12 protein-coding genes are annotated in these 13,522 nt (G+C 38.0%); 1 reads left to right on the top strand and 11 read right to left on the bottom strand.

The window, feature by feature from the left end; all coding sequences use genetic code 11:
• Positions 1–37: 37 nt before the first annotated feature.
• Positions 38–778, top strand: coding sequence for a lysophospholipid acyltransferase family protein (locus tag EQM06_RS00060; protein ID WP_128744394.1), 741 nt, complete (start codon positions 38–40; stop codon positions 776–778).
• A 59-nt stretch (positions 779–837) separates the two neighbouring features.
• Here the strand turns inward: EQM06_RS00060 and EQM06_RS00055 are convergent, their stop codons facing one another.
• The 11 genes from EQM06_RS00055 to dnaA form a co-directional block, all read right to left on the bottom strand.
• Positions 838–1,710, bottom strand: coding sequence for a YitT family protein (locus EQM06_RS00055; protein WP_330548343.1), 873 nt, complete (start codon positions 1,708–1,710; stop codon positions 838–840).
• 1 nt (position 1,711) lies between these two features.
• On the bottom strand, positions 1,712–2,698 hold the full coding sequence (gene trpS, locus EQM06_RS00050) for a tryptophan--tRNA ligase (RefSeq protein WP_128744393.1): 987 nt from the start codon (positions 2,696–2,698) through the stop codon (positions 1,712–1,714).
• A 15-nt stretch (positions 2,699–2,713) separates the two neighbouring features.
• The gene (locus EQM06_RS00045; protein WP_128744392.1) at positions 2,714–3,436 is read right to left on the bottom strand and encodes a SigB/SigF/SigG family RNA polymerase sigma factor; all 723 of its coding nucleotides are present in this window, start codon (positions 3,434–3,436) and stop codon (positions 2,714–2,716) included.
• Positions 3,433–3,834: an ATP-binding protein gene (locus tag EQM06_RS00040; RefSeq protein ID WP_128744391.1), complete on the bottom strand. Its 402-nt coding sequence runs from the start codon at positions 3,832–3,834 to the stop codon at positions 3,433–3,435. Before EQM06_RS00040 ends, EQM06_RS00045 begins: the two co-directional genes overlap by 4 nt.
• Positions 3,835–3,869: 35 nt before the next feature.
• Entirely contained in the window at positions 3,870–6,362 is a 2,493-nt protein-coding gene (gyrA, locus tag EQM06_RS00035) for a DNA gyrase subunit A (RefSeq protein ID WP_128744390.1), read from the bottom strand.
• 22 nt (positions 6,363–6,384) lie between these two features.
• Positions 6,385–8,304, bottom strand: coding sequence for a DNA topoisomerase (ATP-hydrolyzing) subunit B (gene gyrB, locus EQM06_RS00030; RefSeq protein ID WP_128744389.1), 1,920 nt, complete (start codon positions 8,302–8,304; stop codon positions 6,385–6,387).
• Positions 8,305–8,622: 318 nt separating this feature from the next.
• A complete protein-coding gene (locus EQM06_RS00025) occupies positions 8,623–9,093 on the bottom strand; it encodes a hypothetical protein (protein WP_128744388.1) in 471 nt (156 codons plus the stop codon).
• A 58-nt stretch (positions 9,094–9,151) separates the two neighbouring features.
• A complete protein-coding gene (locus EQM06_RS00020) occupies positions 9,152–9,574 on the bottom strand; it encodes a hypothetical protein (protein WP_128744387.1) in 423 nt (140 codons plus the stop codon).
• Between the two features lie 63 nt (positions 9,575–9,637).
• Complete coding sequence (gene recF / locus EQM06_RS00015) at positions 9,638–10,732, bottom strand: DNA replication/repair protein RecF (RefSeq protein WP_128744386.1); 1,095 nt, start codon at positions 10,730–10,732, stop codon at positions 9,638–9,640.
• Between the two features lie 107 nt (positions 10,733–10,839).
• Positions 10,840–11,946 (bottom strand): DNA polymerase III subunit beta, encoded by a 1,107-nt coding sequence (gene dnaN / locus EQM06_RS00010; protein WP_128744385.1) that lies wholly within the window; start codon positions 11,944–11,946, stop codon positions 10,840–10,842.
• A 199-nt stretch (positions 11,947–12,145) separates the two neighbouring features.
• On the bottom strand, positions 12,146–13,522 hold the full coding sequence (gene dnaA, locus EQM06_RS00005) for a chromosomal replication initiator protein DnaA (RefSeq protein ID WP_128744384.1): 1,377 nt from the start codon (positions 13,520–13,522) through the stop codon (positions 12,146–12,148).

The following is a 13,522-nucleotide window of genomic DNA, read 5'->3' as shown; positions in this document are numbered from 1 at the left end:
AAATTCAAACTTTAATTTTGGTCAGAATGGAGAAAATATGAAAATTATACGAAATATACCGATGGCTGTTGAATTTATGTCAGCATTGCCGGAGCTTAAAAAACATAAAAAAAATATATATAAATACAGGGAACTTGGGGACGTTGAAAAAGAAAGAGAATATATTCTCAAGGCCACCTCTACGTGGGGGAAACGCCTTGTGCGGGATTTAAATATTCACTTAAACGTTCTGGGAAAAGAAAATCTTCCGGAAAAAGGGCCGGTCGTATTTGTGGCTAACCATCAGGGATACGGAGATATTCCCATTTGCTGTGCGGTCTTAGACGCATTTCAGACCGGATTTATCGCCAAAAAAAGTTTAAGCAAGCTTCCCTTCTATGGGGAGTGGATTAAAAATATTCGAAGTGTTATGATTGACCGGGATGACCCGAGAGGGTCCCTTCGCTCTATAGAGACCGCTGTTGAATTTATAAAGCAGGGCTTTTCAATGGTTGTTTTTCCCGAAGGACACCGAAGTAAAGGTGGGGAAATATCTGAATTTAAAAAAGGAAGCTTACGGCTTGCTACCAAGCCCGGCGTTCCTATCGTTCCGATTTCCATAAATGGGACTTACAAGCTTTTTGAAGAAAAGGGCTACATGCAGGGCAACTTTACCGTTGATTTTCTCATACACCCTATGATTGAAACCGCCGGACTCTCCCGGACGGAAGCCTCTAATCTGGCTGCTGAAGTGGAACAAATCGTCCGTAAAGGACTGAATAAATTAAAAAGTAAGTAAAAAAAGTGAAGGACAGAGGTTTAGCAATCAATCCTCTGTCCTTTTTCTTTTTATATTTTTTACATCGGAGTTCTGAAACCCTTCCCCAATATATTGCTTGAATTGGTTATAATTACGAAGGCCTGAGGATCATCCCGCCGGATATAATCTCTTAACTGTTTCGCCTGTGCCCGATTCATAACAGACATGATCACAAACCGCTCTTTATTGTCATATGTACCAATACATTTATATTTCGTAGCACCGCGCCGCAGCTGGGAATGGATAAATTCACTGACCTCTTCCGGTCTATCTGTAATAATGGTGAAATACTTTGAAACATTAATTCCTTCCATTACGTTATCCACAACCACAGCTTTTGCTAAAAGCCCCAGTACAGAAAATAAACCGGTAGTTACTCCAAACATGATACCGCTGGTCACAGCAATGATCGCATCGGTACAAAACAGTGCTTTTCCTATGTCTAAGGCTGTATATTTTTTTAAGATCATAGCGATAATATCTGTGCCTCCGCTGCTGGCTGAATAGTTAAATAAAATGGCTGATCCGACGGCAGGAAGTATCACTGCAAAAACAAGTTCCAGTAAAGGCTGATCCGTCATAGGTCTGTCCAACGGGATCAGATGCTCAAAAAACTTTACAAAAAAGGATAATACGACTGAACCATACAGTGTTCTTATCCCGAAGGAAGTTCCTAAAAATATAAAGCCAACACCCAGAAGCAGCATGTTTATGACGGCCATCAGGGTTGCCTTTGACATAGGCACAACGGCAGAAAGCAGGATAGATATACCGCTGACGCCCCCTGTAGAAAAGTTGTTCGGCATTTTAAAAAAGTACACACCTGCTGCTACTAAAAACAATCCTAATGTAATCAGTGTATAATCGATTAAAGATCTCTTCCAGTTGAATTCTTTTTTCATCTCGTTCATTTTATTTTCCAATCCCTAAGCCAAATCTTTCTTTTACTCTCGCCATGGTTTTTTCAGAAATATCATTGGCTTTCTCCGCGCCATCCTTTAATATTCTGATTAACTCGTCCGAATTTCTAATCTCTTCATATCTTTCTTTTATTGGCTTAAGAGCCTCAAAGGTCACCTGAACCAAATCCTTTTTAAAGTCTCCGTATCCGCAGCCGTCATATTTCTTCTCAATATCTGCTATAGACAGGCCTGAAAAGGAGCTGTAAATATTCATCAGGTTGCTGATGCCCGGCTTCTGTTCCACATCAAAACGAATGGTTCCCTCTGAATCTGTTGTAGAGCGCATGATGGCTTTCTTAATTTTTGACTCGTCGTCCAACAGTGAGATCCTGCTGAGCGGATTTTCCGCACTTTTGCTCATCTTGCTGGTCGGATCATCCAGAGCCATGATTCTGGCCCCTTCCTTTAAAAATCGTCCGTCCGGAACGACAAAGGTTTCTCCGTACTTATTGTTTATTCGAATCGCCAGATCTCTGCACAGCTCAATATGCTGTTTCTGGTCATTTCCCACGGGGACAAGATCTGTATCGTACAAAAGAATATCCGCCGCCATTAAAATAGGATATGAAAAAAGCCCCGTCGGTGCGGATTCCTTTCCCTTGCTCTTATCTTTAAACTGAGTCATTCTGGAAAGCTCTCCCGTATAAGAAGAGCAGGTAAGCACCCAAGATAATTCAGCATGTCCGGGAACATCGGATTGTACAAATACAATGGCCTTGCTCGGGTCAACACCTATAGCCATATATAAAGCAGCCACGTCCAACGTATGCTTTCTCAGTTCCTTTGGATCCTGCGGCACGGTAATAGAGTGCATGTCCACTATGCAGTAGATGCATTCATTATCGTTTTGAAGCTCAACAAATTGTCGCAGCGCTCCCAGATAATTTCCTATGTGTATATTTCCTGTGGGCTGTACGCCCGAAAAGACTCTCTTCATCTGATTTTCCTCCGTTTAACGGTTCAGTTCTTCGTGAAATTTTTTTCTTATATTTTTTTCTGCTCTGGATATGGTCATCTGCGATACCCCTAAATTTTCTGCAATTTCTGCCTGCGTTTTATTTTCCAGATAGCGAAGCTTAAAGATTTTTTTCTCTTTATCCGCCAGCATTTTAAAAACGGACTTGATTACTTCAAAATCTTCTATACTTTTGTATCCCTTTTCTTCTATAGACGCAAACTTGTCAAACGTCAGAACCTCTTCGGGGTCAGAAGCCTGGTTCAAGGAATACGTAGCGTACGCTTTTCCGCTTTCCATTGCTTCGATGACCTCGTCGCTGGATAGATTTAAATGTTCAGCCAGCTCATCAACCGTTGGCAGTCTTCCCAGCTTTTCTGTAAGCTCTTCCTTTGCCGCCGGAATTTTAAGGCTTATCTCCTTGGTTCTCCTCGGAACCTTTACGCTCCATTCCTTATCTCTGAAATATTTTTTTATTTCTCCCAGAATCGTAGGCGTGGCAAAACTGGAAAACTCGAAGCCCTTATCCGGATCAAATCGGTCAACCGCAGAAACAAGCGCCATAGCACCCACTTGATAAAGATCATCGTAGTCTACACCCTTATTCATATATTTTCTTATGAGAATTTCTACCATGTACAAATAAGCCTCTACGATTTGATTTCTTATATCAATGCTTTTGCTTTTCCTGTACTGTAAGAATGCTTCTTGGTTCATCATTTATTCTTCACCATTACTATACTTTTTTGTTCATTGTATATTGCTTTAATTTCTGCCTGATCCATTAAGGTTTTTATAACAACCATGGCCAGATCTCCGTCCTGCGGGCAGTTCTTACACGGCCTGTATTCCTTTTTCAGATCTCTTCCATTACCTGTGTCGGTAATAACAATCATCATTTTATCCTCATGAAGCTCACAAGTAACCTCGTACATGTTCGTCCATGAATTGAAGCCGTGGCATGTAATGGCCTTACAGGCCTCATCTACAGCAAGCTTTATGTCATCCACAGCTTCCACGTCAAAACCGGCATTACTTGCAAGTGCAGCAATACCCATCCTAACAACTTTAATATATTCCGGTTTTCCCGTAACTGTAAATTTAATGCAATCCGCCATTTTTCGTATGTCTCCTTGATTACGATAAAAATCTGCTATTCTGTTTTTATTTCAATCTGCGGTGATTCTTTCTCTTCGCTTTCCTCTGAGTCCTCATCCACATCTTCTTTGATGACCTTAGCCATTGCGATAATATTGGCATCCTCTTCCACTCTCATGATCTTTACTCCCTGAGTAGCTCTGCCAAGCCTTGAAACCTCACCGGCCCGGATTCGGATTATGATACCGTCGGAGTTGATCAGCATGATTTCATCGTCTTCATTTACCACCATCGCCCCGATCAATTCACCTGTTTTCTTAAATTTAGCCTTATCATAAGTTAAAAGACCTTTGCCGCCTCTGACCTGAACCTTATAATCCTCTACAGGCGTCCTCTTGCCATATCCGTTTTTCGTCACTACCAGAAGTTCTTCGTTAGATTCTACCAATTCCATGGAAACCACTTCGTCATCGGATTCGAGCTTTATGGCTCTCACCCCTCCGGCAATTCTGCCCATGCTCCTGACATCCTCTTCCGAGAAGCAAATGCATTTACCCTGCTTGGTCACTATGATGACCCTGTTCGTGCCGGTAGTCTGCTTGATGCCGATCAGTTCATCTCCATCCTTCAGATTAATCGCAATCAATCCGGCTTTTCTGTTCGTGTCGAACTGAGACAGCGGCGTTTTCTTGATGGTGCCGTGCTTTGTGACAGCAATCAGGAACTTATCATCTGAGAATTCCTTGATTGGAATCACCGCTGTAATACGTTCTCTCTGCATTAAATTCAGGAAGTTTACAGCCGGCATTCCTTTGGCAGTCCTTCCCGCCTCAGGGATTTCATAAGCCTTAAGCTTATGCGCCTTACCGGTATTGGTAAAGAACATCAGCGTATCGTGGGTAGAAGTCATGATCATATTCTTCACAAAATCATTTTCCCGGGTGGTAAGTCCGGTTATTCCTTTGCCCCCTCGTTTCTGCGTCTTATAATTGTCCACCGATACCCGCTTGATATATCCCAAATGTGTCAGCGTAATGGCAACGTTTTCTTCTTCAATTAAATCTTCTTCATCCAGCTCGGAAACGTCAGCAACAATTTTTGTTCTTCTGTCATCTCCCCACTTATCTTTGATTTCAAGAAGCTCGTCCTTCACGACGCCCATCAGCATTTTTTCATCTGCCAGCAGCTGATTATAATAAGCAATCTTTTTCATCAGCTCTTCATATTCATTTTCAATTTTTTCTCGTTCCAGACCCTGCAATCTGGCAAGTCTCATATCTAAGATTGCCTGAGCCTGAATCTCTGAGAGTCCAAATCGCTCTATTAATTTTTCTTTTGCATCATTATAACTGGAACGAATGATCTTAATGATCTCATCAATATTGTCCAGAGCAATTCTTAACCCTTCTAAAATATGAGCTCTGGCTTCCGCTTTTTTCTTATCGAAAATAGTTCTTCGCGTTACAACTTCTTTCTGATGCTTCAGATATTCATCTAAAATTTGGTAAAGCGTTAAAATCTTAGGCTGACCTTCTACAAGCGCAATCATGATCATACTATAGCTTTCTTGAAGCTGAGTATGTTTAAAAAGCCTATTTAAAGTGATTTGAGGATTCGCATCCCGTTTCAGCTCTATGACAATTCGCATGCCCTGCCTGTTGGATTCATCTCGAATATCTGAAATGCCTTCCAGTTTCTTTTCCTTAACAAGATCTGCAATTCGTTCGATCAATCGGGCTTTATTGACCTGATAAGGGATCTCCGTTACAATAATTTGCTGCTTTCCCTTACTGGTTTCTTCAAATTCTGTGGTCGCACGGACGAGAACCTTGCCCTGGCCTGTTCGATAGGCTTCCTTTGCACTGTTCTTTCCCATAATGGTTGCACCTGTGGGGAAGTCAGGCCCTTTGACGATTTTGACCAGATCTTCAATATCGGCGTTATCGTTATCAATCATATATACTGCCGCATCAATGACCTCTCTCAAGTTATGAGGCGGAATAGATGTGGCCATACCAACGGCGATACCATTGGAACCGTTTACCAGCAGATTTGGAAATCTGGAGGGCAGTACGACCGGTTCCTGTTCTTCTCCGTCAAAGTTTGGCATGAAATCAACGGTTTCCTTATCAATATCCCGGAGCATCTGAAGCGCAAACGGCGTCATTCTCGCTTCTGTATAACGCATGGCTGCCGCACCGTCTCCGTCCACAGAACCAAAGTTGCCGTGCCCGTCTACCAATAAATATCGAGTTGAAAAATCTTGTGCCAATCGAACCATGGCATCATAAATGGAACTGTCACCATGAGGGTGATATTTACCCATTACTTCACCGACGATACGTGCCGATTTTTTATGAGGCTTATCCGGCGTTACGCCCAGCTCACTCATTCCGTAAAGGATTCTCCTGTGTACAGGCTTCAGCCCGTCACGAACGTCAGGAAGTGCTCTTCCTACAATAACGCTCATGGAATAGTCGATATAGGAGTTTTTCATTTCGTCATGAATCTCATGCTGTATCAGCTTTGAATCTTCTAATAAATTCATAATCCTGTTTTCCTCCTAATTTCTAAATATCTAAGTTTGCATATTTTGCATTTTCTTCTATAAATCTTCTTCTCGGCGGAACCTTGTCTCCCATCAGAGTCGTAAAGATCTCATCCGCCGCTGCGGAATCCTCCAGAGTTATCTGAATCAAGGTTCTATGGTTATAGTCCATTGTCGTTTCCCACAGCTGATTGAAGTCCATTTCTCCAAGACCCTTATATCTTTGAATATCCGCTTTTCCCGGCTTGTCCGAAAGATTTGCCATCAACCGTTCCTGCTCTTTTTCCCCATAAGTATAATACACTTCTTTTCCTTTTTTGGTCTGGAAAAGAGGAGGCTGAGCGGCATATACGTATCCGCCTTCAATAAGAGGCGTCATGTATCTGTAAAAGAACGTTAGCAGAAGTGTTCTGATATGAGCACCGTCCACGTCGGCATCCGTCATGATAATGATTTTATGGTATCTCAATTTATCAATGTTAAAATCCTGCCCGATTCCGCATCCGAATGCGGTAATCATATTTTTAATTTCTTCTGAATTTAAAATTTTGTCCAGTCTTGCTTTCTCAACGTTTAAGATCTTACCTCGAAGAGGTAGTACGGCCTGTCTTTTTCTGTCTCTTCCCTGTTTTGCACTGCCTCCGGCAGAGTCTCCTTCGACTAAGAATATTTCTGATAAAGCCGGGTCCTTTTCGGAACAGTCGGCCAGCTTGCCCGGAAGGGATATGCCGTCCAACACGCCTTTTCTTCTGGTCAGGTCTCTTGCCTTTCGTGCCGCTTCTCTGGCTCTGGAGGCACGAAGACACTTATCAATAATAATTCTGGCCTCGTTTGGATGCTCTTCCAAAAATGCGGTTAGGTTTTCATTTGTTGAGGTTTCAACGAAGCCTCTCATTTCACTGTTTCCAAGCTTTGTTTTTGTCTGACCTTCAAATTGAGGCTCTGTAAGCTTCACCGAAATAATAGCGGTCAGACCTTCTCTGACATCTTCTCCCGAAAGGCTTTCCTCATTATCCTTTATCAGCTTATTTTTTCTTGCATAATCGTTGATTACTCTGGTAATGGCTGATTTAAAGCCTACCATATGAGTTCCGCCCTCAGTGGTATTGATGTTATTTGCATAGGAAAGAATCAATTCACTGTAGCTGTCCGTATACTGCATAGCCACTTCTACTTCTAAGTTATTTTTTATAAGCTCAAAATAAATAATTTCATTGTGAATTGGCTCTTTATTTTGATTCTGATGTTTTACAAACTCTTTGATTCCGCCTTCGTAATGGAATACCTGCTCTTTTTCCTTGCCTTCTCTTTCATCTTTCAGCGTAATTTTAATTCCTTTATTTAAGAAAGCCATTTCCCGAAGCCGATGTTCCAGAGTGGCATAATCAAAATTGATATCCTCAAAGATTTCCGGATCCGGCCAAAAAGTCGTCTTAGAGCCTGTATGTCTGGATTCTCCTATAACCGTAAGAGGCATGGTGGTTTTTCCTCTGCCATACGTCTGCTTATAGATTTTACCATTTCTCTTTATTTCTACTTCCATCTCGGTGGAAAGTGCATTAACTACAGAAGCGCCTACACCGTGAAGTCCGCCGGATACTTTATATCCTCCGCCTCCGAACTTACCTCCGGCATGAAGTACTGTATGAATAACTTCAACCGCAGGAATTCCAAGCTTGGGATGCTTATCCACAGGCATTCCTCTGCCGTCATCTTCCACCGTAACAGAATTATCTGCATTAATCGTAATACTTATGGTTTTGCAGAAACCTGCTAAAGCTTCATCTACACTGTTATCTACTACTTCGTAAACAAGGTGGTGAAGCCCTCTAGGGCCAGTCGTACCTATATACATTCCCGGCCTTTTTCTTACAGCTTCAAGACCCTCCAGAACTTGTATCTGGGCAGCATCATACTGTTGATTCTTTACTTCTGTACTCAATTTAACTTCTCCTGTTCTATAGACATAAGCATTCGCTTTTTTAATGCATCTCTTGAAAACAGCATCAAAATACTGGTCAAAATGCTAAAACGTCTACTCTGACTTTAAAATTTTTACTATATTCTTCCTATATAAAGATATTGTTACCAAATTTTAGATACAATATAACCAATCTAGTATACCTTAAAATCTCCGTTTTTACAATATTTTTTATAATTTTGGACTTTCTTTTTAAAAAATATATTTTAAAAGCCTTAAATCGTAAATTTAAGGCTTTCATTTTCATATTACACTCTTTATATATTCAAACTTTCTTTTTTATAATATCAGTTTTTGCATGAGATGATTTGAATCTGTAATTGAAGCATCAAAACCATTATAATTTTCCGTAAAGGAAAGCAAATACTTGATGAATCTATTATAATCTGAATCCTTTTCACAATAATATTCAAATAACGTTTTATCCAGTTTAAATTCAATTTTAGGATTCACTTCTGGCTTATACTCAATCATTGATTCTGCAATATACAAAAGAAAATCTTTCATTTCTTCATCTTCCAATAGACTTTTTTTAAAAACAAAGACTGTAGCTTTAATCAAATTTCTAAAATCGTCCCATTCTTTCTCTGACTGATAAAAGTTAGGATACAAAAATGAAAAATCCTCTAATAGATTCCCACTCCTTCGAGTATCTTCATAAAGTATAATTGCAGTTTCATGTGGTTCTATTTCAATAACAAACACCATTATATCTTGTATATTTAATTCTAATTTAATTTTATAATCCATTATACTTCCTATTTTTATTTTTATTATTGTACTTCATATGTTCTTAAGGCTTTCATTTTCATATTACTTGTAATAAATTTTCATATAGATTTTTGTCTTTTCCAAATGTACTATATTCTTTTATTTTATTACCATCATCAAGTAAAATCTTGTCGTTTTCATCAACACTGATTTTAACTATTACATCTTTGTATGTAACATATATTTCAATTTGATTATTACCTAACGTCACATTGGAAGATTTCATATAATCATATTTTGAAAGCTGTTCATAAACATTGTTCCATAATGACTCATGATCCTTACTGGAAATTTCCTTAAGCTTATATGGATTTTGTCCTGATATAATCTCTATTTGAGAAGCATATACATATGTCGGCATTTCATTTAGAATAATTTTTTCAAAGCCTATAGGTTTCATATATAAAAATACCCCTAACAAAATAGACATTACGATGAGGAACCACAATTTTCTTTTCATAAATTACTTCCTATTCTTGTTTTCTCTATTATATTTTTGTCTATATCCCTATGCTTAAACTCTTTATTTTTCTTTCACTTGTCCATTTTCTACATAAAAAGTTTTTCCCTCCGGCAGTGTACTTTGTACTTTTTTCGAAATCTCTGCTGATGTGATAAAAAGCTGTACGTTTGAAAGAGAATTAATCAAATAGTTCTGCCGTTCTTCATCTAATTCTGATAATACATCGTCCAATAACAATATACAATCTTCCTGAGTTTCTTCTTTGATGAGCATGATTTCTGCTAATTTTAAGGACAGTGCTGCTGTCCTCTGCTGACCCTGTGATCCGTACTTTCGAATGTCTATTCCATTAATGGTTATTTTTAGATCATCACGGTGAGGCCCTACACTTGTATTTCTTTTTAACATATCCTTTTCAATATTCAAATGGATTTTTTCTAAAAACAAAGATTTTTGTTCTTCTAAATCTTTCATGAACGGAACATTTGATTCATACTGAATGCGGAGCTTTTCTTTTCCATTCGTAATATTTTTGTGAATCTCGCTGCTTATTTTATCAATTTTTTTAACAAACTCGGCTCGCTGCATGATAATCTTTGAACCATATTCACATAATTCCTGATTCCATACCTCAAGTAAAGAAACTTTGGGAGTATTTTCTTTTAGCATGGTATTTCTTTGGAGCAACACCTTTTTATATCGGGATAAATTATTAAAGTAGACCGGCCTGATCTGACAAAGCTCTCTATCTATAAACTTCCGTCTTTTTTCAGGTTCTTCTTTGACAATTTTTAAATCCTCAGGAGAAAATACAACGATATAAATACTTTCAAGAAGCTCTGATATTTTTTTTATTTTATGACCATTTAATTTAACAGCCTTGCTTTCTTTGCTTACAGCCATTTCAACACAAATATCTTCATTATTTTTTTCTGCTTCAATTTTAATTCTAAAAAATTTCTTTCCGAACCGAATCATCTCAAAGTCATTTGATGTACGAAAAGATTTTCCCAGCGAAGACAAGTAAATGGCTTCTACAAGATTTGTTTTTCCCTGAGCATTTTTGCCCAGTATTAAATTAACATTCGGATGAAATTCTATATTCAGCGATTCATAATTTCTGAAATCCTGCAGCTCCACTTGTGTTATGTACATTTTTTCTTCTCCATAAAGTTTGCTCTTGTAAATTGAAACAGGTTAATAGCTACATAAGACCTGTAAATAAAAGCTGCCATAAATGACAGCTAAAAATAATAAGTTCATTAATTTCCTGACAGTCTGACAGGAAGTATTAAATAAACGAACTGATTTCCTTCTATAGGTTTAACCAAACAAGGACTTACACCAGTATTTAATTCCAGTTTTATTTCATCCTCTTCGATTACTTTGAGCACATCTATCAGATATTTTGAATTGAATCCAATATCAAGCCCTTCTCCATCTGTGGAAATCATTACATTTTCTTTTACGTTACCCTCTTCTGATCTGGAAGTAATCGTCATATCATTTCCGGAAATAGAAAGCTTCACCAGATTATTCTTGCCTTCCTTTGCGAAAAGTGAAGCCCTTTCGATACTTTCAAGAAAATCCCCTTTATTTAGGGTCACTGTTGTTTTGCATTCTTTTGGAAGAATGTCTTTATATTTTATAAATTCGCCTTCTAAAAGACGGAGTACAATTCTCGTTCCCTCTAATATGACAACGGCTTTTTTATTGTCCAATATAATTCCAACATTTTCATCTTCTACCTCTGAAATAATTTTACTTATTTCAGATAATATTTTAGATGCAATAATAATTTTCTTTTCTTCAGAATTTTTCATGTCTTCTTTAACAACAGCCATTCTGAAGCCGTCCAAAGCGATCATATTTAAACTGTTTTCTTCCAGTTCTATTAATACACCCACAATAACACCCTTGGATTCATCAAGGCTTGCGGCAAAAGAAGTCTTTCGGATCATTTCTTTAAATAGTTCTCTGTTTAAGACCAGTTTACTTTTTTCTTCTATTTCCCCTATGTTAGGAAATTCATCTGCGGGGAAACATACAATATTAAACTGTGATGAAGAACATTCGATAGTCAGGTTGTTATCTTCTTTTAATTCTACAGTGATTTCTTCGTTTGGAAGTTTTCTTATAATTTCACTGAATAGTCTGGATAGAACTACGGTTTCTCCTTCTTCAGAAACGTGTGTTTCTATAATTTTTTCTATGCTTAAGTCCAGGTCTGACGCTGTTAAGGTTAAGGTGTTATCTTTTGCTCTTAGTAAAATACCCTTAAGAATAGGAATAGTAGTTCTGTTTGTTACAGCTTTGGAAACTGTGTTTATAGCTTTAGATAAAATTTGCTGATTGCAGGTAAATTTCATGTGCCGACTCCTTTATTCTTTTTAATTTATTTTAGTAGTATTAGTAGTAGGGGCTGTGGATTTGTTGATAACTATCTTAAAGCCTTGAAACTGCTAATCTTTTGCCTGTTGATACTTTGTTGATAACTTGTACTTTTTTTGATATGGAACTGTGAATTTTTGTGCATAAGTTTTTATATTTATAACTCCCATATAAAGTTTAAATTCTGCATTCATTGATATTTCTTTGAATGGCTTCTACCACTTCTTTTACAGATTCATTCATTTTCATCTCAGACGAAATCTTTTCACATCCGTGCATGACCGTAGTATGATCTCTTTTTCCGAAAGCCTCACCGATTTTTGGAAGGGAAAGATCGGTCATTTCTCTGCAAAGATACATGGCGATTTGCCTTGGAAAGGCTAAGGCTCTTGTTCTCTTTGAGGATTCAATGTCTGCAATTTTAATATCGAAGTGCTTGCAGACATATTTTTTGATGACTTCCGGATTAATGATGACATCTGTGTTAGAAATAATATCTTTTAATACTTCTTTTGCGAGAGAAATATTAATTTCTTTATTCATTAGGTTGGAAAAGGTAATGACTCTTGAAAAAGCGCCCTCCAGTTCTCGGATATTTGATTTTATTTTTCCGGCGATCAGGGCGATGACCTCCATTAAGTTATCATCAATCGTAATATTTTCCAGTTCAGCTTTCTTCATTAAGATAGCAACTCGGTTCTCATAATCGGCCGGCTGTATGTCGGCAATCATATTCCATTGGAATCTGGATCTTAATCTTTCTTCTATGTTCAAAAGCTTTGCGGGAGGTCTGTCACTTGAAATAATAATCTGTTTATTGGCTTCGTACAGTGTGTTGAAGGTGTGGAAAAATTCTTCCTGTGTACTGTCTTTTCCTTCAATAAATTGTATATCGTCTATTAACAGTACATCAATATTTCTGTACTTATTTCTAAATTCCAGTGTTTTTCGATCTCCAATGGCTTTAATCAGCTCATTTGTAAACATTTCTGAAGATACGTAGAGTACTTTCAGTTTTGGATAATTGATTAATATGTATTGGCCGATGGCATGCATCAGATGCGTTTTACCAAGACCGGATCCTCCGTATAAAAATAGAGGATTGTAGGAATCGGAAGGGTTAGCGGCTACACAGGACGGTGATTCCGCTACGGCAAGAGACGCAGCATGTGCATATCTGTTATTGTTACCCACAACGAAAGCGTTGAAATTATATCTTGGATTGAAATAATATTCATCAGGAAAACGTTTTACAAAAGAATCATCATATTCATTTTTATAGTTTATGGGTTCTTCCTCCATATCATCCAGCGTCAGTTCTATGTCATACTTCTTTGAAAATGCAATGGCTACGGCATTTTCAAGAATGGACATGTATCTGCTCTTCATGATGTTCAGGTTCATATCGTTTAAAAGCTTTAGATATAATTTATTATTTTCTTCGTCTATTTTTAAAGGTACTATAGGTAAAAACCAAGTATTATAGCTTACTTCTGTCAATTCCGGAGCAAGTAATTCTAGGGTCTTTTTCCAATTTTCGTTCATATTGCTCAT

The sequence above is a fragment of the Aminipila luticellarii genome (assembly GCF_004103735.1).
In the GTDB taxonomy this organism is placed as follows: domain Bacteria; phylum Bacillota; class Clostridia; order Peptostreptococcales; family Anaerovoracaceae; genus Aminipila; species Aminipila luticellarii.
Note: the sequence above shows the minus strand (reverse complement) of the source record. Positions and strands in the feature narration are given on the sequence as shown.